Here is a 15,625-nt window from a genome sequence, read left to right as displayed (position 1 = left end):
CCGTCCCAGGCCCGCCTAGGAGTCGTCCTCGGCCAGCTCGGCCACGCCCGTGACGCGGTGCAGCGGGAAGGTGCGCACCTCGTCCGCGGTGTGGTCGTAGCCGGTGACGAAGCCGCCCTCCACCCGGACCGGGGCGATCACCCGCTGGCTGGCCGCGCCGTCGGCGTTCACGTAGCCGATCCAGACCGCCGAGCCGGTCATGGCCGCGGCCTGCACGGTGGCCAGGGTCTCGGCGGCGGAGGTGCGGGGCAGCTCGCCGGGCGCGCGCGGGGGCGCGTCCGGACGCTCCTTGCGCACCGCCGTCGAGGCCAGGTCCCCGGCGCGGATCGCGCGGACCGCCGCCTTCAGGAGCGTGCCGTCGGGGGCCGGAGGCCCGTCCGGCACCGGCGCGGGGGCGGTGCGGGGCGGGGTGCGGACCGCGTCGGCACGGGTGATCAGCACGTCGCCCCCCGCGGACTCGGCGGCCGGCGCGTACCCCATCGCGCGCAGCCCGTCGAGCAGCGAGGCGGGGTCGGTCTGCGCGGCGAGCACGGTCGGCGCGAGGCGGCGCAGCCGGAGCGGGTCCGACCGGCGGTCGGCGAGGATCTCGCCGAGCAACGTGTCGTCGTCGCAGCGGACGTACGCGGAGGCCGCGCCGATCCGCAGATGGCCGTGCTTCCTGGCCACGTCGTCGATCAGGTACGCCAGCGGCTGCGGCACCGGTGTACGGGAGTGGGCGGCCAGGAACCCCTGCAGGTCGGAGGCGCTCCGGCCGGCGTCGAGGGCGCGGCGCACGGAGCCCGGGGTGAACCGGTAGACGGTCGCGCCGCCCTTCGACTCGACGTCCGCGAGCACCGCGAGGGTCTCGGCGAGCGGCCGCTTCAGGGGGCCGGGCGCGACGGCCGTCAGGTCGGCCTGGAGCAGGACGTGGTCGACGGACTCGGGCAGCAGCGGCGCGAGCAGCGTGGCCGCGCGGGAGGCGGCGACGGACAGCTCGACCCCGCCGCCGGCCTCGCCGGGAGGGGAGTCGGGGCAGGCCTCGGCAAGCGGCAGATTGAGCAGCGCCCGGGCCGGGCCGGACAGCGCCCCGCGCCCGGTGAGCCCGAGCAGCTCGGCCTCGTCGAGCGCCCACAGGGCGAGGCGGGAGCGCAGGTCGGTGGGGGCGGAGGCGGCGGCGGAACGGCCGCCGAGGGCCGAGGCGGGGTCGCCGGCAGGCGCGCCGGGGCCCGTACGGGCCGGTGCGTCTCCCGCGGCCGAGCCGCGCAGCGGGCGCTCCCAGGCCAGCCGGGCGAGGACGGACGCCGGGTCGGCGGCCGAGCCCGGCGGGAGCGTGGCTTGCAGGGTGAGGACCCGGCGGCGCACCTCGGGGGCGGGCGAGCGGTCGAGCTCAGGCCCGAGCGCGGACAGGGCGCGGCCCTTCGCGTCCTGTCCGCCGACCAGGCCGGAGGCGCGGGTGCCGGGGAGCCAGGCGGTGACGAGGCGGGCCCAGCGTTCGGCCGGGGGCAGGTCGAGCCAGTCGTCGTACGCCGGCGTCGGGGCGTACCGTTCGTCCGCCTCGCCGTCGGAGGCGAGCAGCCCCGCGCCGTGGCAGAGCTCCAGCCAGAACGCGGCGACCGGTTCGGCGACGTCGAGGGCGACGGCGATGCGCTTGAGGTCGCGTACGGACAGGCCGCCGGCGCGGAGCACCTGGGGCCCGCCCTCGTTCCACTCGCGCAGCAAGTCCTCGACGGTGGCGAGCGCGGTGTACGCCTGGCCGGCCGCCGCACTGTCCACAGCCTGTGGACGGTACTCGCGCAGCACCTCCACGGCGGGCGGCACCGGCTCCACGACACGGTGGGCGCGGCCGCCGCGCAGATGGAGCGCGGCCTCGCGGGGCAGGACGACGGTGCGCGTGGACACGGGCAGCAGCAGGCCCCGGTCGCGCAGCCAGCGGACCGGCGGCGGCGGGTCGGCGGTGACCTCGCCGTACGGCGGCCCCCAGACGAGCCGGTCGAGGACGGCGAGTGCATCGGACGGGGCGGTGTCGAGCAGCGCTGCCATGCGGGCGCGGTCGGTGAACAGCCCGGACAGCGCGGCGACGGCGGACACCGGATCGTGCGTGGCGGGCAGCCCGGCCGCGGCGATGATCTCCTGCACCCGGCCGGGCGACATGCCCGCGGTGGCCTCGGAGACGGAGGGGCCGAGACCCGTGGGGGACGGGTGCTGCGGGGAGGGAGCGAGCAGCTCGCGGGCGGTGCGGACGAGCCGGAGCCGCTCGTCGTCGCCCCACACGAGAGCCTGGCCGCGCAGCAGCTCGACGGCACGGGGGAACGCCTCGGAGACGGCCGGGTCGCTCTCGCCGTCCCCGGTGAGCAGGGCCAGGAGCACGGGGTACGGGGCGGGGTCCGGGGCGACGGCGAGGGCCTCGGCGGTCTGCAGGGCGAACCGGTCGAGACGCTCCAGCGCGCGGACGACGGAGGCACGGGTGCCGGCGCGGGTGGCCAGCTGGGTGAGGTCGTTCGGCACCGGCGACAGGAGGTCGGGGCGGGCGCGCAGCAGCACGGCGAGCCCCTCGTCGCCGCGGCCGCGGAGGGCCTCCGCGAGGGTGCGCGGCGGCGTCGCGCCGCCGCCTGCGTTCCGTTCGGGCACGGCCGCCTCCCGATTGCGCTCTCCGGTCCCCATCCGCCCCACGTTAGCCCCTGCGCAGGCGCTAACGTCATGACGAAGCGGTCGGGGAGGGCGGATGGGCATCGAGAGCGACCAGTTGGTCTTCGACTACCTGAGCCGGGTCGGGGACCTGGCGCAGCAGCGGCAGCTGCCGTCCGGGGAGCGGATGAACCTGGTGGCGGAGCTGCGCGAGGAGATCGGCCGGCAGCGCTCGAAGACGGTCGGCGGCGGCGACAGCCCGGCGGCGGTGCGCCGCATCCTGAAGCGCATGGGCACGCCGGACGAGATCGTGGACCGCGCGGGCGGCACCGTACCGACGCCACGATCGGCGACCGCTGCGAGCCCGCAGGACTCGAAGGCCCCGGTGAACCCTGTGGACCCGGGGAACCCGGCGAACCCGGAGGACTGGTGGGCCGAGGGCCCCCAGGAGCTTCCCGGCTTCGTGGGCGGCGTGGAACTCGCGGAGATCCTCCGCCCCCCGGCGGAGGAGACGGAAGACCCCGCCGACGAGGAACCGGAAGAGACCGGGCAGGAGGACCCCCCGCAGGAAGAACCCCGCCGCGGACTCCGCCTCCCCGCCCTTTCGAGGGCCTCGTTCCCGAACCCCATGCTGCTGCTGGCGGCGGCCCTGCTCGTGGCGGGAGCGGCCCTGGGCTCCCTGCTCCCCCTGGCGGCCGGCTGGCTCCTGGCCTACGCCTCGCGCCGCCTGACCCCCTTCGAGTCGAAACTCGCCGTCCTGGGCCTGCCGGGCGTGGCGGCCGCGGGCGGCATCCTCTGGATCTGGGGCCGCCTGAACGGCCGCTGGGGCGCCCCGATCCCGCCCGGCGGCGAAGCCCTCACCCAGGCCATGGCCGCCACCTGGCCCTGGACCCTGCGCACCGCGGCGATCGCCTCCGCCCTCTACCTGCTCTGGCGCTCCCGTCGCGCCTAGGGCCCGTCCGGGGGCAATGCATATGATCGCTGAAATGGATGAACGGGGAGCCATGCCGCGGGAAACGCAGGAAATAACCGACCGTCAGAACCGGCGTGTCGTGCTCGACGAGATCACCGACGACAACTGGCGCGCCGTCGCCGACGTCGCGCCGACCGACGACCAGCGCCGGTTCGTGGCCGCGCTCGGCGCCCGGTACCTGCTCCTGTCGATGCGCGGCGGAGTCTGGAACTCCCTGGCGGTCCGCGCCGCCGACGAGGTCGTGGGCCACGTCATGTGGGCCCTCGACGACGAGGACGGCACCCACTGGATCGGCGGCATGATCGTCAACGAGACGGAGCAGGGCAAGGGCGTCGGCCGCGCCGCCATGCGCGCCCTGATCCAGCGCCTCGCCGCCCTCCCGGACTGCCGGGAGATCCGCCTCTCGTACCACCCCGAGAACGTCCCCGCCGCCCGCCTGTACGAGGCCCTCGGCTTCAAGCCCACCGGCGACCAGGAGGACGACGAGATCGTCGCCGCCCTGGCCGTCGCGTAAGAGGCCGGTCCCCCGCCGAGGCCGGTCTCGAACAGCCCGGCACAATGTCCCCCATGACGATGACTCCGCCCACCGTCGGCTTCGACCTCGACATGACGCTGATCGACTCCCGGCCGGGCATCAAGGCCGCCCTCGAGGCGTTCGCCGCCGAGACCGGGGTGTTCATCGACGCGGACCTCGTGGTCAGCCGCCTCGGGCCGCCGCTGGCGCAGGAGCTCGCCCACTGGTTCCCGGCGGAGGAGGTCGAGGAGCGGGTGACGCAGTACCGCGCGCTCTACCCCGCGTACGCGATCGAGCCCACGCACGCGCTGCCCGGCGCGCGGGACGCGATCCGGGCCGTTCGCGAGTCGGGCGGCCGGGCGATCGTGGTCACGGCGAAGAACGAGGCGCACGCCAAGCTGCACATGGTGCACCTCGGCATCGACCCCGACGCGGTCATCGGCGGACTGTGGGCGGAGGGCAAGGCGGAGGCGCTGCGCGAGTACGGCGCGGCCGTGTACGTGGGCGACCACACCGGCGACGTGCGCGGCGCCGCGGCCGCCGGGGCGCTGTCGCTCGCGGTGCCGACCGGGCCCTGCGACGAGGCCGAGCTGCGGGCCGCCGGCGCGGACGTGGTCCTGCCGGACCTGACGTACTTCCGCGCCTGGTGGGACGAGTACCGGACGCCCTAGAGCCCCCGCGCCTGCTTCCGCTGCGCCGCGACCGACCGCAGCACCCCGGCCGCCGCCACCGCGAAACCGACGCCCATCAGCATCGACACGGCGTACGCCACCGTCGGGAACGGCTTCGTGCCCAGGAACAGCGGCGCCACCGTGACCAGTGTGGCCACGGCGCCGACGATGAACACCACCGCACCGACACGGACCAGCCCGTCACCCGGAGCGGCGGTGCCCGAAGGCTTCGTGGGGGTTTCGTTGCGCATCCGGCCAGGATACCCAGGCATGCCAGGGCGGCGTGGCTACGTGTGAAGACCCCCGCACGTTTCGGGCATCCTCATCGGCGAAGCCGAGGACGCTGACGTGTCCGGTGGCCTCTCCCCCTTCAAACGCCCGAGGCTCGGTCGGTGGCTGCACCATCGCCACGACGAGTTCGACGTGCTCATCGTCTCCAGGCTCGATCGCCTCACCCGTCGAGCCCTCCACTTCAATGAGCTGCTGAAGTGGTGCCAGGACAACGGCAAGTTCATTGTTTGCGTCGAAGAGGGTTTCGACCTCTCCACCGGCCCCGGGAAGATGATGGCCCAGATCACCGCCGTCTTCGCCGAAGCCGAATGGGACGCGATCCAGGCGCGCATCCTCAGCGGAGTGCAGACCCGCCTCGAAAACAGATCCTGGCTGGTCGGTGCGCCTCCGGCCGGATACAAGATCGTCCCTGTCGAGGGCGAACGCCGGAAGGTTCTTGCGCGGGACGAGACCTATTGGGGCGTGATCCAAGACATCAAGACGCGAATCAGTGAGAAGCGGCAGACCACCCACAAGATCGCCAAGGAACTCAACGAGAGAGGGATTCTCACCTGGAGTGATCACCAGCGGGTGCTGAAGGGCCTGGAGCCGAAGGGCGTCATGTGGCAAGCCACCATCGTCAACAAGATGGTCCGCTCCAACTGGTTCCCCGGCATCTACACGTACAAGGGCGAGGCTGTCCTTGACGACGCCGGCGAGCCCTACATCATGCCCGACCAGCCTCACGCCGACATGGACGAGTGGTTCGACCTGGTGGAAAGGATCGCCCCGCGTGGGAAGGACGACCGCGAGCCCGAGACCCGGGCTGCCAAGAGCCTCCTCGCCGGAATCGCCAAGTGCGGAGAATGCGGTGCCCCGCTGGCGCGAGTTCAGACCTCTGGCGCCAGGCGCCAGGACGGCACTCGATCTCCGTCGAAGTACTTCTATCGGTGCACCAACCGGTTCCACGGTGGTTCCTGCAAGAAGGGTGCCTATGTAGAGCGCGACGTACTGGACCAGGTCGCCGAGGACATCGTGGTCAACAGCGTCGGGCAGTGGCAGCAGTACGAACGGGCGCGTGTCCTTCCTTCGAACAGGAAGGAACTCGAAGCGGCTGAGGTCAGACTTGCCAAGCTCGAAGCCGACTTCCTCGTGGGGAAGTACGACGGCGAAGGTCAGGAGGAGTCCTACTGGCGTATGCACAAGTCCGTGTCCGGGAAGGTGCAGCGCCTCAAGAAGCAGGAGAAGGAGCGCAGGAACCCCGAGACCAGGGCGACCGGCCGTCGATACTGCGAGGTCTGGGCGGCGAAGGACCAGGACGACCGCCGCGCCTTCCTCAAGGAGTACAAGGTGACCCTGTGGGTCTGGCGTGACTGTCTGCCGGGCATGACGCGGGGCAATCGCTCCGGGGCCGTGCTCGACCTCGGCGACATCGGCCGGATTGCGGAGGAGCAGAAGCTCGTCATGCCGGAACAGGCGGACTGGCTGTGGCACGGCTGGAATGTTCCTCGGCACTGGGCAGCCCCGCACCTTCTCAAGTATCCGGACGCACGCGAGATGCTGTTCGAGGACTACGGGTCGATCGAGCTGCCGAGGACGCTCCAAGGGCGTCTGGATACGTACGAGAAGCAGCGAGAGAGAGCCGAGAGGGCTGATGGCTGACCGTTGGGGCTTGCGTGCGAATAGGGTGTCCCCGACTCCTCCGCATGTGCTGTGATGTGCATGCTTCTCCCGCCCCCGAGCAAGCGGCCATCAATGTCGGCCACTCCTGGTGACTGACATGGATGGACCGGCTTGACGGGGGGTACAGAGCTGGGGAGGCTTCCAGGCAACACGGCAGGCACGAGCAAGCGCTAGATAGCCTGACCTGCGACGACAGTGGTTCGGCTGACTGGTGGAATGGGGTGCGTGCTTTGCCTACCGGCAAGGTCAAATGGTTCAACAGTGAGAAGGGCTTCGGCTTTCTCTCCCGCGACGACGGCGGCGACGTCTTCGTCCACTCGTCGGTGCTCCCTGCCGGAGTCGACGCCCTCAAGCCCGGTCAGCGCGTGGAGTTCGGCGTGGTCGCGGGACAGCGCGGCGACCAGGCGCTCTCCGTGGTGATCCTCGACCCGACCCCGTCCGTGGCCGCCGCGCAGCGCCGCAAGCCGGACGAGCTGGCGTCGATCGTGCAGGACCTGACGACGCTTCTGGAGAACATCACGCCCATGCTGGAGCGCGGCCGTTACCCCGAGAAGGCGGCGGGCAAGAAGATCGCCGGGCTGCTGCGCGCGGTGGCGGACCAGCTGGACGTGTAGGGCGTATAGGACGACGGGCGCTCACGGAAAACGCAGAGCGTCCGGGCCGAGGGGCGGAACGAGCCCCTCGGCCGCCGCGCGCGTGAGCAGCCCGCGCACGGCCGCGTAGCCGTGTTCCCCGAGGTCGGCCGTGAACTCGTTGACGTACAGCCCGATGTGCTGGTCCGCCACCTTCGGGTCCATCTCCTGCGCGTGCTCGACCACGTACGGCCGGGAGGCCTCCGGGTCGTCCCAGGCCATCCGGACCGAGGTGCGCGCCGACTCGGCCAGCAGCCGCAGCGTCTCCGCGCCCAGCGAGCGCTTCGCGATGATCGCGCCCAGCGGGATGGGCAGTCCCGTGGTGTGCTCCCAGTGCTCGCCCATGTCGGCGAGGCAGTGCAGCCCGTAGTCCTGGTACGTGAACCGGGCCTCGTGGATGACGAGTCCGGCGTCGACCTTCCCGTCCCGCACCGCGGGCATGATCTCGTGGAACGGCATCACGACCACGTTCCCGACGCCCCCGGGGACGACGTCCGCCGCCCACAGCCGGAACAGCAGGTACGCGGTCGAGCGCTCGCTCGGCACGGCGATCGTCCGGCCGGTCAGGTCCACGCCCGGCTCCCTCGTGAGCACCAGCGGGCCGCAGCCGCGGCCCAGGGCGCCGCCGCAGGGCAGCAGCGCGTACTCGTCGAGGACATAGGGCAGCACCGCGTACGAGACCTTCAGGACGTCGTACGCACAGTCGCCGCGCTCCGCCCAGCCGTTGGTGACGTCGATGTCGGCGAACGTGACGTCGAGGCGGGGCGCGCCGGGGACGCGGCCGTGCGCCCAGGCGTCGAAGACGAAGGTGTCGTTCGGGCAGGGCGAGTAGGCGATCTTCAGCTTCACATCGGCTCCCTGAACACGGTGCTGCCGAGCAGCTGGAAGGCGTACCGCAGCGCGTCCATGGCCTGTCCGATGCGCCAGTTGGCGCGGTCGCGCGGGCCGACGGCGTTGGAGACGGCGCGGATCTCGATGACGGGCACCCCGTGCGCGGCGGCGGACTCGGCCACCCCGAAGCCCTCCATCGCCTCGGCGGCGGCGCCCGGGTGACGCTCCGCCAGCTCGGCGGCGCGGGCCGCGGTGCCGGTGACGGTGGAGACGGTGAGGACGGGGCCGACGCAGTGGCGCTGGACGCCGTCGTCGAGGGCCCGCGCGATACGGCGGACGAGGGCCTCGGGCACGGGGTGCACGGAGCGGCCGAAGCCGAGCTCCTCGACCGGCAGGTAGCCGTCGGGCGTCTGCGCGCCGAGGTCGGCGGCGACGATCGCGTCGGCGACGACGACGGAGCCGAGCGGGGCGTGCGGCGCGAAGCCGCCCGCGATGCCGGCGGAGACGACGAGGTCGTACGGGGCCTGGCCCAGGGACGCCCGTGCGAGGGCGGTGGCGGTGGCGGCCGCGGCGGCCGCGGGGCCCACGCCGGCGACGAGGACGTCGACGATGGGGTGGTGCGGCCGGTCGCCGGGCCCGGCGAGCGCGCCGGCGGAGGCGGCGCCGGACAGCGGCCCGTGGGCGGACAGCGGTCCGCCCGGACCGCCGGGGATCGGATCACTGGACGTGTGGCGGCGCAGGACGTACCCGCCGGGGAGGGGCTGGAGGCCGGAGCCCTGCCCGCCGCCGGTGAGGCCCCGGGCGACGGAGTCGGCCTCCGCCGCCACGGCCGTCACGATCAGGATCCGGTCGGCCACCGGGGGGTCAGGACTTCTTCTTCAGCTCGAACTGCCAGATGCCGGTGAGCTTCCGGCCGGTGTTCTCGACGATGGTGACCTGCGTCCGGTTGGTCGCCTCGCCGGTCTGCGAGGAGAAGAAGGCGCTGGCCGGGATGGTCCGGTACGTCTTCTTGTACGGCTCAGGCTCGGCCTGCTGGCCGCCGAGGAAGATCGTCCACCCGTTGTCGGCGATCGACGGGTCGACGCCGAAGCGGATCTTGTCGTCCGCGGAGACGGAGATGGAGGTGGTGGGCTTCTTGTTCAGGCAGCCCTGGACCAGCGACTCCTTGATGGCGTCGCCGTCGTTGTAGCAGGCGGCCTCGGTGTGGACCGAGTCCGTCCCGACCGTCACGGTCGCGAGCGGCGTCGGCTTGTCGCAGGCGGAGAGTACGAGGAGCCCGGCGGAGACGGCCCCGAGGGCCACGGCGGCCCGGCGGCGCGAGCCGGAGAAGAACGCAACGGTCATGAGCCGAAGGCTATCGGTCGCACCGTCCCGGGGCTCCCCGACCCCCCGGTTCCCCCCTCCGTGTGGTCCCGCGCGGCCACCCGGACCCGCTCACATCACCCGCGAGCCGCGGGATCCCCGGTGGCTCGGGGGCCGCGGCGCCGGGCGGCGCGGGGCCGAGAGGAGGCCGCGTACGGACAGGGCCGCGCCCGTCCCCAGGATCGCCGCGGCCACCGCCATGCCCACCGCCCCGTCCAGCGGCAGGGCGATGCCGATCGCGCCGCCGACCACCCAGGCCATCTGCAGCAGCGTCTCCGAGCGCGCGAACGCGGACGTCCGCACCACCTCCGGCACGTCCCGCTGGATCAGCGCGTCCAGCGACAGCTTCGACAGCGCCTGCGACAGCCCCGCCACCCCGCCGAGCACGGCCACCCACACCGGGCTGAAGAACAGCGCCGCGCAGATCGCCGCCGACAGCTCCACCAGGATCATGGTGGCGATGATCACCTCGGGGGCGCGCGACTTCAGCAGCGAGCCGATCGCCGTCCCGCACGCGTTGCCCACCCCCGCCGCCACGCCCACGATGCCCAGCGAGACCGCCGCGCTCTGCCCGGCGAGCGGTTCCTCGCGCAGCAGGAACGCCAGGAAGAAGATCAGGAAGCCGGAGAGCCCGCGCAGCGACGCGTTCGCCTGCAGCCCGTGCAGCACGGACGGGCCCACCGTCCGCAGGCTCGGTTTCTTCTCGCCGTGCGTCAGCAGATGGGCCGGCCGCTCACCCTTCGCCGAGTCCACCTTGTGCGGCATCCGCAGCGCCCAGTACGTCCCCAGCAGGAACAGCGCACACGCCCCGTACAGCGGATACGCCGGACCGATCCGCTGCAGCCCCACGCCGATGGGCGCGGCGATGCCGGTGGCCAGCAGCCCGGCCAGGGTCACCCGCGAGTTCGCCTTCACCAGCGAGAAGTCCGGTGGCAGCAGCCGCGGCACGACGGCGCTGCGCACCACCCCGTACGAGCGCGACGCCACGAGCACGCCGAGCGCCGCCGGGTACAGCTCCAGGCCGCCCGTGGCGACCGCGCCGGACATCGTCACCGCCAGCACCGCGCGGGCCAGCATCGCGCCCGCCATCGCCCACCGGCGGCCGTGCGGCAGCCGGTCGAGCAGCGGACCGATCACCGGCGCGAGGAGGGTGAACGGGAGCATCGTGACGGCCAGGTAGAGCGCGACCCGGCCGCGGGCCTGGTCGGTCGGCACGGAGAAGAACACCGTGGACGCCAGCGCCACGGTGATCATCACGTCGCCGGCGCCGTTCACCGCGTGCAGTTCGATCAGCTTGCCGAGACCGGACTCGCCCGCTCCCTGCGCGTGCGTGGCACGCCGGATGCCCCTGGCCGTGCCGGTGAACGGCAGGTGCAGGGCACGGCCGACTCTCCGGCCCGCCCTGCCGAGCGACCCGGTCCGGTCGTGCGATCCCGATCCCGTCGACGACGACGCCGGCGGCCTCGACGACCTCGCGGCTGCCACCCCCTCATCGTCCCCCACTCCACAGCTCTCCACCCCCCTTCCACACCGGGTTTGCGGACCGGGTTGGAGGTCTCTTGGGGCGGGCAGGTGGGAAGGGGGCTGCGGACGGGGTAGCGTGCGTAGCGCGCCACCGGCGGAAGTTCTCGGCCGCGCGCCTCTTCGGCATCCCGCAGAATGGATGCTGGTAGGTGTGCCCGAGACTCGCGAGACTCACGAGAAACGTCGGGCGCGGACGTCGATGCGGCCCCCAGGTCCGCTCCGCCCGCCGCCCGTACACCACTCGTCGCTGCTCGCACCTCGGCCGGCGCACCCGTGAGACGGCGTAGGAGAGAAGCGAGACCTGTGAGTGCTGCGACGACGCGAAGCCCGCGAGCCACGCGTACCCGTACCCCCGACCGTCTGTGCGCCGAGGCGGTAGACCTGGCCCGCGAGGCCGCGGAAGAGCTCGCCGCGCCCGGCATCGTCGGGGAGCACGCCGGAGTCGTCGCGGAGGGCGACCGGGTCGTCACGCACTTCTTCGCGTGCGAGGAGCCCGGCTACCGCGGCTGGCAGTGGGCGGTCACCGTCACACGCGCCTCCCGCGCCAAGAACGTGACGCTTGACGAAACCGTCCTGCTGCCGGGCTCCGACGCACTCCTCGCACCCGAGTGGGTGCCGTGGAGCGAGCGGCTGCGGCCCGGCGACATGGGGCCGGGCGACCTGCTGCCGACGGAGGCGGACGACCTGCGCCTCGAGCCCGGGTTCAGCGGCGAGGACGCGCCGCCGCCGAACTCCGCGGTCTCGGAGGAGATGGCGGACCACCTCGACGCCGAGGACGCCGAGATCACCACCCGTACGCCCTCGCGCGGCGCGATCGCGTCCGTGGCGGAGGAGCTCGGGATGCGGCGGGCCCGGGTCCTGTCGCGGTACGGGCTGCACGTGGCGGCGGACCGCTGGGACGAGGCGTTCGGCGCGAAGACGCCGATGGCGCAGGCGGCGCCGGCGTCCTGCGAGTCGTGCGCCTTCCTGGTGCCGCTGTCGGGCTCGCTGCGGCAGGCCTTCGGCATCTGCGCCAACGAGTTCTCGCCCGCGGACGGCCGGGTCGTCTCGCTCTCGTACGGCTGCGGCGGGCACTCGGAGGCCGCGGTCATGCCGAAGCCGCCGCGGCCGGCGGCGCCGGTCCTCGACTCGATGGCCGCCGACGAGTTCCCCCTGCGCCCGGCCAAGGACTCCGGCTCGGTCCCGGCCCCCGACGACACCTCGGACGACCTGGGCCACTCGTAGGGTTCTGGCGCGCGCACGGGGGCGGGCCCAAGGCCCGTCCTGTCGTCCGCGCGCGGTACCTTCGCGGCAACGGGTACACGACCCCGCCGTACACGAGGAGCCAGCCGTGAGGACCAGCGTCCGGACGACGACCGACGGAGCCGACCCGTTCGGCACGGCCCGCCTGCGGCGGGGGGTTCTGGACGCCTGGGGCGCGAGCCCGGCCCGGTTCCGCGAGGACGCGAACGCCGAGGAGGACCTCGTCCTCGGCGGCTACCGCGACCGCCTCGTCGTCGAGCTCGCGCAGAACGCCGCCGACGCCGCCCGCCGGGCCGGTGTCACCGGCCGGCTCCGGCTGACCCTGCACCCGGCGGACGCCGACGGCCCCGCCGCCCTCGCCGCCGCCAACACCGGCGCGCCCCTCGACGCGACCGGCGTCGAGTCGCTGTCCACCCTCCGCGCCTCCGCCAAGCGCGAGCACGACACCGCCGCCGTCGGCCGGTTCGGCGTCGGCTTCGCCGCCGTTCTCGCCGTCTCCGACGAGCCCGCCGTCCTCGGCCGGCACGGCGGCGTCCGCTGGTCCCTCGCCGAGGCCCGCGAACTCGCCGCCGACGCGGCCCGGCACAGCCCCGGCCTCGGCGACGAACTGCGCCGCCGCGACGGCCACGTACCGCTGCTCCGGCTCCCGTTGCCCGCCGAGGGCACCGCGCCCGACGGCTACGACACCGCCGTCGTCCTGCCGCTGCGCGACTCCGCCGCCGTCGACCTCGCCGAGCGGCTCCTGAGCGGCATCGACGACGCCCTGCTGCTCACCCTCACCGGCCTCGCCGAGATCGTCGTCGACACCCCGGACGGCGTCCGCACCCTGCGCCGTTCCGAGGAGTACGGCTACGTGGTCGTCGACGACTCCGCCGCCCCCGCGCCCCGGCGCTGGCGGACCGTCGCCCACGGCGGCCCCCTCGACCCCGCCCTCCTCGCCGACCGCCCCGTCGAGGAACGCCTGCGCCCGCACTGGTCGGTGACCTGGGCCGTGCCGGTGGACGCCGAGGGCGCCCCGCAGCGCCCGGCCACCGCGCCCGTCGTGCATGCGCCGACGCCCACCGACGAACCCCTCGGCGTCCCGGCCCTGCTGATCGCCTCCCTGCCGCTGGACACCGCCCGCCGGCACCCGGCGCCCGGCCCGCTGACCGACTTCGTCGTCGGGCGGGCGGCCGAGGCGTACGCCGAACTCCTCGGCGACTGGCAGCCTGTTGGCACCGGAACGCTCGACCTGGTGCCCGGCCCGCTGGGCAAGGGCGCCCTGGACGGCGCGCTGCGCGCCGCGATCCTGGACCTGCTGCCGCGCGTCGCGTTCCTCGCGCCCGCGGTGGCGTCCGAGGAACTGCCGGCGCTGCGTCCCGTGGAGGCCGAGGTCGTCGAGGGCGCGGGCGCCGAGACCGTACGGGTCCTGGCGGAGGTCTTCCCGACGCTGCTCCCCGCCGGCCTGGAGCGCCGCGTCGAGCTGCGCACCCTGGGGGTGGGCCGGGTGCCGCTGACGGAGGCGGTGGACCGCCTGGCCGGTGTGGACCGCGCGCCGTCGTGGTGGTGGCGGGTGTACGACTCCCTGTCCGGCGTGGACCCGGACCGCCTGTCGGGCCTGCCGGTCCCGCTGGCCACGGGCAGGGCCGCGGACGAGACGGCGGACGAGGCGGCGCTCGGCGCGGCGCTCGGCGCCGTCGAGGAGGACGGCGCGGACACCGCCCCGGCCTCGGCCCGCATCCGCACCAGCATCGGCCCCCGCCATCTCCTCCTCCCGCAGGAGCACACGCCCGCCGACCTCACCCGGCTCGGCCTGAAGGTGGTGCATCCGGACGCCGCGCACCCGCTCCTGGAGAAGCTGGGCGCGCTGCCGGCGACGCCCCGGGCGATCCTGACGACCCCGCAGGTGCGGGCCGCCGTCGCGGCGTCGCTCGACGCGGGGGAGATCTGGGACGAGGACGCGGACGCGCCGGACGCCGACGAGCTGGCCGAGATCGTGCTCCAGCTCGTCCGCGAGGCCGAACTGGGACCGGGCGACGAGCCGTGGCTGGGCGCCCTGGCCCTGCCGGACGAGGACGGCGAACTGTCCCCGGCGGGCGAACTGGTCCTCCCGGGCAGCGCGTTCGCGCAGGTCATGGGCGAGGACGAACTCGCCCTGGTGGACGCGGAGCTGGCCGAGCGCTGGGGCGAGCAGCCGCTCGCCGCCTGCGGCGTGCTCGCGAACTTCGCGCTCGTCCGGGCCACCGACCTGGTCCTCGACCCGGACGAACTGGAGCCCCGCGAGAGCGACTTCCCGGAGCCGGACGACGCCGGGGTGCTGGATGCGGTGGACGTCTGGTGCGAGGACGTCCTGGACCGACTCCCGGAGACGCCCGTGCCCCCGGTGGCCACGGAGCTGGTCGCCGTACGGGACCTGGACCTCGTCGACGACGACGCCTGGCCGCAGGCGCTGGCGCTGCTCGCGCAGCCGCCGCTGCGGGACGCGCTGACGCAGCCGGTGCGGGTGCTGCTGCCGGACGGCACGACGGAGACGGTGCGCTCGTACACGGCGTGGTGGCTGCGCGACCACCCGGTCCTGGACGGCCGCCGCCCGGCCGGTCTGCGCGCCGCGGGCACGGATCCGCTGCTGAACGGTCTGTACGACTCCGCCGACGCGACCGGCTTCGAGGACGAGCAGGTCCTGCGGGCCCTGGGCGTGCGCACCTCGGTGGCCGTGCTGCTCGACGAGCCCGGCGGCGCGGCGGAGCTGCTGGGCCGGCTCGCCGACCCGGACCGCGAGGTCGGCGGCGCGCAGCTGCACGCCCTGTACACGGCGCTGGCCGACCTGGACCCGGAGCAGGTCACGCTGCCGGACGAGCTGCGCGCGGTGGTGGACGGCGAACTGCGCGTGGTGGACGCCGCGGACGCCCTGGTGGCGGACGCCCCCGACCTCCTGCCGCTGACCGCGGGGCTGCCGTTGCTTCCGGTGGCCCCGTCCCGGGCGGCGGACCTCGCCGAGCTGTTCCAGGTCCGCCGGCTGAGCGAGGCGGTCGAGGCGGAGGTCACGACGGTCGGCGAGGAGCACGAGGTCCCGCCGTCCGTCCACGCGCTGCTCGGCCCGGCGACCCCGTCGTCGTACGTCGAGCACGAGGAACTGCTGGCCGGGGGCGTGGAACTGGACTGGCGCCGGACCCCCGACGGCGTGATCCACGCCGCCACCCTGGAGGGCGTCGCCGCGGGTCTCGCCTGGGCGGCCGGACAGTGGCCGCGCCGCTTCGAGGTCGCCGCCCTCCTCGAGGACCCGTCCCGGACGACGGAACTCGCCCGGGACAGGTGGTTCGACTAGGCCGGTGCGCTCGGT

13 protein-coding genes are annotated in these 15,625 nt (G+C 74.1%); 7 read left to right on the top strand and 6 right to left on the bottom strand.

Features of this window, described 5'->3' with window-relative positions:
* Window positions 1–15: 15 nt before the first annotated feature.
* On the bottom strand, window positions 16–2,640 hold the full coding sequence (locus tag ACGFMM_RS08440) for a helicase-associated domain-containing protein (protein WP_393644379.1): 2,625 nt from the start codon (window positions 2,638–2,640) through the stop codon (window positions 16–18).
* Between the two features lie 61 nt (window positions 2,641–2,701).
* On the opposite strand from ACGFMM_RS08440, the gene ACGFMM_RS08435 reads away from it, so the two are divergent.
* From ACGFMM_RS08435 to ACGFMM_RS08425, 3 genes are read left to right on the top strand one after another with little or no spacing between them, the layout of a single operon-like run.
* Window positions 2,702–3,556, top strand: a complete 855-nt coding sequence (locus ACGFMM_RS08435) for an HAAS signaling domain-containing protein (RefSeq protein ID WP_393644377.1) — start codon at window positions 2,702–2,704, stop codon at window positions 3,554–3,556.
* Window positions 3,557–3,590: 34 nt separating this feature from the next.
* A complete protein-coding gene (locus ACGFMM_RS08430; protein WP_393644375.1) occupies window positions 3,591–4,091 on the top strand; it encodes a GNAT family N-acetyltransferase in 501 nt (166 codons plus the stop codon).
* Between the two features lie 44 nt (window positions 4,092–4,135).
* Window positions 4,136–4,762, top strand: coding sequence for an HAD family hydrolase (locus tag ACGFMM_RS08425; protein ID WP_393644373.1), 627 nt, complete (start codon window positions 4,136–4,138; stop codon window positions 4,760–4,762).
* Here ACGFMM_RS08425 and ACGFMM_RS08420 read toward each other — a convergent pair.
* A complete protein-coding gene (locus ACGFMM_RS08420) occupies window positions 4,759–5,013 on the bottom strand; it encodes a hypothetical protein (protein ID WP_393644372.1) in 255 nt (84 codons plus the stop codon). The genes ACGFMM_RS08425 and ACGFMM_RS08420 overlap by 4 nt on opposite strands.
* A gap of 67 nt (window positions 5,014–5,080) precedes the next feature.
* Between ACGFMM_RS08420 and ACGFMM_RS08415 the strand changes: the two genes are divergently transcribed.
* Together ACGFMM_RS08415 and ACGFMM_RS08410 are read left to right on the top strand one after the other, a co-directional pair.
* Complete coding sequence (locus ACGFMM_RS08415) at window positions 5,081–6,694, top strand: recombinase family protein (RefSeq protein ID WP_393644721.1); 1,614 nt, start codon at window positions 5,081–5,083, stop codon at window positions 6,692–6,694.
* A gap of 251 nt (window positions 6,695–6,945) precedes the next feature.
* The gene (locus ACGFMM_RS08410; RefSeq protein ID WP_393644719.1) at window positions 6,946–7,329 is read left to right on the top strand and encodes a cold-shock protein; all 384 of its coding nucleotides are present in this window, start codon (window positions 6,946–6,948) and stop codon (window positions 7,327–7,329) included.
* Between the two features lie 21 nt (window positions 7,330–7,350).
* Here ACGFMM_RS08410 and ACGFMM_RS08405 read toward each other — a convergent pair whose 3' ends face one another.
* The 4 genes from ACGFMM_RS08405 to ACGFMM_RS08390 form a co-directional block, all read right to left on the bottom strand.
* Window positions 7,351–8,196, bottom strand: coding sequence for a 1,4-dihydroxy-6-naphthoate synthase (locus tag ACGFMM_RS08405; protein WP_393644370.1), 846 nt, complete (start codon window positions 8,194–8,196; stop codon window positions 7,351–7,353).
* Window positions 8,193–9,035 (bottom strand): futalosine hydrolase, encoded by an 843-nt coding sequence (locus tag ACGFMM_RS08400; RefSeq protein WP_393644368.1) that lies wholly within the window; start codon window positions 9,033–9,035, stop codon window positions 8,193–8,195. The genes ACGFMM_RS08405 and ACGFMM_RS08400 overlap by 4 nt, the downstream gene beginning before the upstream one ends.
* Before the next feature lie 7 nt (window positions 9,036–9,042).
* Window positions 9,043–9,522 carry a DUF2771 domain-containing protein gene (locus ACGFMM_RS08395; RefSeq protein WP_393644367.1) on the bottom strand — a complete coding sequence of 160 codons (480 nt, stop codon included), beginning with the start codon at window positions 9,520–9,522 and terminating at the stop codon, window positions 9,043–9,045.
* A gap of 90 nt (window positions 9,523–9,612) precedes the next feature.
* Complete coding sequence (locus ACGFMM_RS08390) at window positions 9,613–11,025, bottom strand: MFS transporter (RefSeq protein ID WP_393644365.1); 1,413 nt, start codon at window positions 11,023–11,025, stop codon at window positions 9,613–9,615.
* Window positions 11,026–11,367: 342 nt separating this feature from the next.
* On the opposite strand from ACGFMM_RS08390, the gene ACGFMM_RS08385 reads away from it, so the two are divergent.
* Complete coding sequence (locus ACGFMM_RS08385; RefSeq protein ID WP_393644363.1) at window positions 11,368–12,288, top strand: DUF3027 domain-containing protein; 921 nt, start codon at window positions 11,368–11,370, stop codon at window positions 12,286–12,288.
* Between the two features lie 106 nt (window positions 12,289–12,394).
* The gene (locus ACGFMM_RS08380) at window positions 12,395–15,610 is read left to right on the top strand and encodes a sacsin N-terminal ATP-binding-like domain-containing protein (RefSeq protein WP_393644361.1); all 3,216 of its coding nucleotides are present in this window, start codon (window positions 12,395–12,397) and stop codon (window positions 15,608–15,610) included.
* Window positions 15,611–15,625 lie beyond the last annotated feature (15 nt).

This window comes from Streptomyces sp. NPDC048604 (assembly GCF_043199435.1).
Classification (GTDB): Bacteria; Actinomycetota; Actinomycetes; order Streptomycetales; family Streptomycetaceae; genus Streptomyces.
This window is presented reverse-complemented; position numbering and strand designations above follow the sequence as displayed.

Excerpts from the sequence above, each read along its gene's own strand:
- ACGFMM_RS08440 (WP_393644379.1), bottom strand. The coding sequence starts at position 2,640 with ATGGGGACCGGAGAGCGCAATCGGGAGGCGGCCGTGCCCGAACGGAAC.
- ACGFMM_RS08435 (WP_393644377.1), top strand. The coding sequence starts at position 2,702 with ATGGGCATCGAGAGCGACCAGTTGGTCTTCGACTACCTGAGCCGGGTC.
- ACGFMM_RS08430 (WP_393644375.1), top strand. The coding sequence starts at position 3,591 with ATGGATGAACGGGGAGCCATGCCGCGGGAAACGCAGGAAATAACCGAC.
- ACGFMM_RS08425 (WP_393644373.1), top strand. The coding sequence starts at position 4,136 with ATGTCCCCCATGACGATGACTCCGCCCACCGTCGGCTTCGACCTCGAC.
- ACGFMM_RS08420 (WP_393644372.1), bottom strand. The coding sequence starts at position 5,013 with ATGCGCAACGAAACCCCCACGAAGCCTTCGGGCACCGCCGCTCCGGGT.
- ACGFMM_RS08395 (WP_393644367.1), bottom strand. The coding sequence starts at position 9,522 with ATGACCGTTGCGTTCTTCTCCGGCTCGCGCCGCCGGGCCGCCGTGGCC.